The 5,740-nt window shown below is 69.9% G+C and carries 6 protein-coding genes; all 6 read right to left on the bottom strand.

The window, feature by feature from the left end; all coding sequences use genetic code 11:
• On the bottom strand, window positions 1-478 hold a 478-nt coding region (locus ACN675_RS27270; protein WP_420753791.1), incomplete at its 3' end, for an SRPBCC family protein.
• Between the two features lie 18 nt (window positions 479-496).
• A complete protein-coding gene (locus tag ACN675_RS27265) occupies window positions 497-1,351 on the bottom strand; it encodes an FAD binding domain-containing protein (RefSeq protein WP_420753790.1) in 855 nt (284 codons plus the stop codon).
• On the bottom strand, window positions 1,348-3,744 hold the full coding sequence (locus ACN675_RS27260; RefSeq protein ID WP_420753789.1) for a xanthine dehydrogenase family protein molybdopterin-binding subunit: 2,397 nt from the start codon (window positions 3,742-3,744) through the stop codon (window positions 1,348-1,350). The genes ACN675_RS27265 and ACN675_RS27260 overlap by 4 nt, the downstream gene beginning before the upstream one ends.
• Window positions 3,741-4,232: a (2Fe-2S)-binding protein gene (locus ACN675_RS27255; RefSeq protein ID WP_420753788.1), complete on the bottom strand. Its 492-nt coding sequence runs from the start codon at window positions 4,230-4,232 to the stop codon at window positions 3,741-3,743. The genes ACN675_RS27260 and ACN675_RS27255 overlap by 4 nt, the downstream gene beginning before the upstream one ends.
• A gap of 154 nt (window positions 4,233-4,386) precedes the next feature.
• Window positions 4,387-5,529 (bottom strand): XdhC family protein, encoded by a 1,143-nt coding sequence (locus tag ACN675_RS27250; RefSeq protein ID WP_420753787.1) that lies wholly within the window; start codon window positions 5,527-5,529, stop codon window positions 4,387-4,389.
• Window positions 5,522-5,740 (bottom strand): VWA domain-containing protein (locus ACN675_RS27245; protein ID WP_420753786.1); only part of this gene is annotated, 219 nt, incomplete at its 5' end. The genes ACN675_RS27245 and ACN675_RS27250, both read right to left, overlap by 8 nt.

Here is a 5,740-nt window from a genome sequence, read left to right as displayed (position 1 = left end):
AAGGGGCCTCGGCTGCGGGAGCCGGTTCCTCGGCGGCCGGGCCGAGCTTCTTCGACAGGCACTCCGCGAACTGCTCGATGATCTTGCCGCCGACGTCGGAGATCATGCCCCGCCCGAACTGGGCCGGCTTACCGGTGATGGACAGATCCGTGTTCACGGTGCCGTCGGTCTTCTCGCCGTTCTCGGTGAGGGTGATGGTGATGGTCGCGTCCACCGTGCCGTTGCCGCGGGAGTCCTTCGCCTTGGCCAGCAGCACCACCTTCCGCGCGGCCTCGTCCTTCTCCACGAACTCGCCGGTGCCCTTGTAGGTCAGGGCGACGGGCCCGATCTTCACCTTCACGGTGCCGGTGAAGGTGTCACCGTCGACGCCGGTGAGGGTCGCGCCCGGCATGCACGGCGCGACCTTCTCCGGATCGAGCACCGCCGACCACACCTCGTCGATCGGGGCGGGCACGGACAGTTGATGTTCCAGTTGCATGGTCGATCCCCTCAGATGTCAGAGCCCGGCTGCCGTCGTCACGGCTCGGCGCGTGAGGACCCGGGCGAGATGCGTGCGGTACTCGACGTCCGCGTTGCCGTCACCGATGGGACTGGTGCCCTCGGCGGCGCGCTCGGCGGCCTCCCGGATCGTATCCGCGTTCGCCGGCCGACCGGTGAGTAGCTCCTCGACTCCGCGCGCCCGGACCGGGACCGACGCCATGTTCGTCAACGCGACCCGCGCCTGCGCGATCGTGTCGTTCTCGACGGCGACGGTCGCCGCGACACCGACGATCGACCACGCATGCGCGACCCGGTTGAACTTCTCGTAGTGCGCCGCCCAGCCGCTGTGCTTCGGGATCCGGATCTCGGCGAGGATCTCGTCGGCGCCGAGCGCCGTGGTGAAGTAGTCCTCGAAGAAATCGGCGGCCGGGATGTTGCGCCGCCCGGACGGACCGACGGCGACGAACGTGCCGTCCAGTGCCAGCACCGGCGCGCCCATGTCCCCGGCCGGATCGGCATGCGCGAGAGCGCCGCCCAGCGTGCCGCGATGCCGGATCTGTGGATCGGCGACCGTGCTCGCGGCTTCGGCGAGCAGGCGGGCGTGCTCGCGGACCAACGGGTCGTGCGCCACGTCGTGGTGGGTGGTCATCGCACCGATCACGAGTTCGTCGCCGTCCTCGCGCACCCCGCTCAGATCGGGGACACGACCGATGTCGACGAGCACCGTCGGTGCGGCCATCCGCAACCGCAGCACCGGCATCAGGCTCTGGCCACCGGCGATGACCTTCGCATCCTCACCGGCGGAGACCAGCGCGTCGACGGCCTCGTCGAGACTCGTCGGGGCGACGTAGTCGAACGCGGACGGAATCATCGGGCCCCTCCCTGAGCGGATTCGATCGCGTGCCACACCCGCATCGGCGTGCACGGCATTTCGATGTCGCGGACACCGAGATGGCGCACCGCGTCGAGCACCGAATTGACCACCGCCGGTGTCGAGGCGATCGTGCCGGCCTCGCCGACGCCCTTGACGCCCAGCGGGTTCCCCGTCGCGGGGGTTTCGGTGCGGTCGGTGGTGAACTCCGGCAGGTCCGCCGACGACGGCAGCAGGTACTCGGCGAACGATCCGCTCAGCAGCGTGCCCGTCTCGTCGTGCACCGCCTCCTCGTACAGTGCCTGCGCGATGCCCTGCGCGAGCCCGCCGTGCACCTGACCGTCGACGATCAGCGGATTCACCACGTGACCGATGTCGTCGACGCACACGTACTTCCGGATCCGCACCCAGCCGGTCTCGGTGTCGACCTCGACCGCGCACAGATGCGTGCCGTGGGGATACGAGAAGTTGTCCGGGTCGTAGGTGGCCTCCGAATCCAGGTTCGGTTCGATCCCGTCGGGCAGGTTGTGCGCGGCGAACACCGCCAGCGCTACGTCGGTCAACGCCACTGCCTTCTGCGTGCCCGCCACCTGGAACCGGCCGCTGGTGAATTCCAGGTCCTCCTCGGCACATTCGAGCAGGTGCGCGGCGATGGGCCGGGCCTTGGCGACGACCTTCTCGGCGGCCGCGACGATCGCGATACCGCCCACCGCCAGCGACCGCGACCCGTAGGTGTCCAGGCCGCGCGGCGACGTCTGGGTGTCGCCGTGCAGCACCTCGATGTCCTCGAACGGGATGCCGAGCCGGTCCGCGACGATCTGGCTGAACGCCGTCTCGTGACCCTGACCGTGCGCGGACGCGCCGGTGACCACTTCGACCTTGCCGGTCGGCAGCATCCGGATCGACGCGTGCTCCCAGCCGCCCGCACCGTAGGCGAGGGACCCGAGCACCCGCGACGGTGCGAGCCCGCACATCTCGGTGAACGTCGACACCCCGATCCCCAGCTGCACCGGATCGTTGCGTTCGCGCCGCTCCGCCTGTTCGCGCCGCAACGCGTCGTAGTCGAACAACTCCTTCGCGCGGGCGGTCGCGGCCTCGTAGTTCCCCGAGTCGTACGTCAGCCCGGCGATTGTCGCGAAGGGGAACTCCTCGTGGCGGATCCAGTTCTTCTCGCGCAGCTCCAGCGGATCCATGGACAGTTCGGCGGCCAGTTCGTCCATGATCCGTTCGATCGCGAAGGTCGCCTCCGGCCGGCCCGCACCGCGATAGGCATCGGTCGGCACCTTGTTGGTGAACACGTTGGTACACGAGAAGTGGTAGGCGCCGAACTTGTAGATGCCGTTGAACATGAACGCGCCCAGGATCGGCACACCCGAGGTCACCAGTCGCAGGTAGGCGCCCATGTCGGCGAGCAGTTCCACCTTCAGCCCGGTGACGGTGCCGTCGCGGCGCGCGGCGAGGGTGAGCTTCTGGATCTGGTCGCGGCCGTGATGCGCGGCCGCCATCGACTCGCTGCGCGTCTCGGTGTACTTGGCGGGCTTGCCGAGCCGCCGCGCCACCAGAAGGGTCACGACCTCCTCCGGGGTGACCTGCAGCTTGCCGCCGAACCCGCCGCCCACGTCCGGCGCGATCACCCGCAGCTTGTGCTCGGGGATGCCCAGACTCATCGCGAGCATCAGCTTGAGCACGTGCGGCACCTGGGTCGCCGACCACATGGTGATCTGCGGGCCCGTCGGGTCCACCACCGTCGAGCGCGGTTCCATGAACGCGGGGATGAGCCGTTGCTGCCGGAAGGTGCGCTCGACGACGACCTCGGCGTCGCGGATCGCGTCCTCCACGTTGCCGCCGGTGCCGGCCTCGGCCGAATCGAAGATCCACGTGGCACTGACGTTCGTGCCCAGATCCGGGTGCACGAGGTCGCTGCCCTCACGCGCCGCCGCGGCCAGATCGAGCACCACGGGCAGTTCGTCGTAGTCGACGTCGATGCCCTCGAGTGCGTCGTGCGCCTCGTACGCGCTGCGCGCGGCGACCACCGCGACCGCTTCACCCGCGAAGTTCACCGTGTCCACCGCCAGCGCCGGTGCGGGTGGCGCCTTCATGTCCGGGGTGATCTGCCAGGCGCACGGCAGGCTTCCCTGCTCCTCGGCCAGATCGGCGCCGGTGTAGACGGCGATCACCCCGGGCATCTTCCGGGCCTCGGTGACGTCGATGTTGGTGATGCGGGCGTGTGCGAGCGGGCTGCGCAGAATCGCCAGGTGCACCATGCCGGGCAGCACCAGGTTGTCGGTCCACTTGGTGCGGCCGGTGAGCAGATGCTCGTCCTCCTTGCGGGACCGGGCCTTGCCGATCTCCGGTTCCGGAGTGGTGGTGCCGGCGTCGACGGTGCTGGTCATCGGGCACCTCCCGCGGTCGCGTCGGCCTCGCGCAGGCGTCGCGCGGCGTCCTGCGCGGCGGCGACGATGTTCTGATATCCCGTGCAGCGGCACAGGTTTCCCTCGAGCCCGAGGCGGACCTGCCGGTCGTCGGGGTCCGGGTTCTCGCTGAGTAGGTCGAGCGTCGACATGATCATGCCGGGCGTGCAGTAGCCGCACTGCAGGGCGTGGTTGTCGTGGAACGCCTGCTGCACGGGGTGCAGCGCGCCGTCGGTCGCGAGACCTTCGACGGTGGTGACCTCGGCGCCGTCGGCCTGCACCGCCAGCACCGAGCAGGATTTGACGCTGCGGCCGTTCAGATGGACGGTGCACGCGCCGCAGTTGCTGGTGTCGCAACCGACGACCGTGCCGACCTTGCCGAGGCGGTCGCGGAGATAGTGGACGAGCAACAGACGCGGTTCGACATCGTCCGTGTAGCTGGTGCCGTCGACGGTGACAGTAATGCGCATCGAGCCTCCCGTGCCGTGCATCCGAATCCGGATGACTTCAGATGACTGACACTGTGCCCTCCGAGGGCTGTCCGAACGGCCGGAATCGCAGAAACGGCAGTAGTCTTTCCGACGGTTCTGTCCGTTTCCGACGGTTCCTCCGCGCGGCGGATCCTCAGTCGCGGTGGCCGGCCGGCGCGCCCTCGTGACCGTGGATCGGGCCTTCGGTCCGGGTGAGGCGTTCTCCACGGCCTCCCCACCGCAGCGCGATGATCTCCGCGGCGATGGACACCGCCGTCTCCTCGGGGGTGCGTGCACCCAGATCCAGGCCGATCGGCGACGAGAGACGAGCGATTTCGTCCTCGCCGACCCCCGCCTCCCGCAGCCGGGCGAGCCGGTCGTCATGGGTGCGCCGCGACCCCATCGCCCCGACGTACGCCAGGTCCATGCGCAACGCGACCTCGAGCAGCGGCACGTCGAACTTCGGATCGTGCGTGAGCACCGCGACGACCGTGCGGCTGTCGACCCGCCCGGCCTCGGCTTCGGCGGCGAGATAGCGGTGCGGCCAGTCCACGACGACCTCGTCGGCGGCGGGGAAGCGGGCGGTGGTCGCGAACACGCCGCGGGCGTCGCACACGGTCACCCGGTATCCGAGGAACGACCCGAGCTTCGCCATCGCCGCGGCGAAGTCGATCGCGCCGAACACCAGCATCCGCGGGGGCGGTTGGAAGACGTTGACGAACACCGACATTCCCTCACCGCGACGCTGCCCGTCCGGCCCGTAGTGCAGGGTGCCGGAGCGGCCGACGTCGAGCAGGCCGCGGGCGTCGTCGGTGACGGCCTCGTTCATGCGGTCGGATCCGAGCTCTCCGTCGGCGCGGTCCGGCCACACCACCAGGCGGCGGCCGACGGTCCCGGCGTCGGGATGCTCGGTGACGGTCGCGACGGCGACCGGTTCCCCCGCGCGCACCGAGTCCATGAGCGCGGGGAACGCGGGGAAGCTCGGTTCGTCGATGCGCTCGACGAACACGTCGATGATGCCGCCGCAGGTCAGCCCGACGGAGAACGCGTCGTCGTCGGACACCCCGTACCGCTGCAGCACCGGGACGCCGTCGCCGATGACGTCCTGCGCCAGCTCGTACACCGCGCCCTCGACGCACCCGCCGGACACGCTGCCGGTGACGGTGCCGTCCGCGGCCACGAGCATCGACGCTCCCGGCCCGCGCGGCGCCGACCGGAACGTCGACACGACGGTGCCGAGCGCCACGGGCTCCCCGTCCCGGTAGCGGCGGTCGAGCTCGTCGAGAACCTCACGCACGGTGAACCTCCTCCAACAGTGCCTGCAGCGTGGCCAGGCTGTGGCCCGCGAGCAGACGGTCGATGTGGGGCAGCGCCGCCGAGATGCCCGATTGCACGGGCTGATAGCCGTCGACGCCTGCATGCGGATTAACCCACAGTACGGCGTGGGCGAGGCGCCGCAGCTGCGCCATCTGTTCGGCCAGCAGCGACGGGTCGCCGCGCTCCCAGCC

The sequence above is a fragment of the Rhodococcus sp. O3 genome (assembly GCF_048897285.1).
GTDB lineage: Bacteria > Actinomycetota > Actinomycetes > Mycobacteriales > Mycobacteriaceae > Rhodococcus.
The sequence above is the reverse complement of the archived record's forward strand: the minus strand, read 5'-3'. Positions and strand labels throughout refer to the sequence as shown.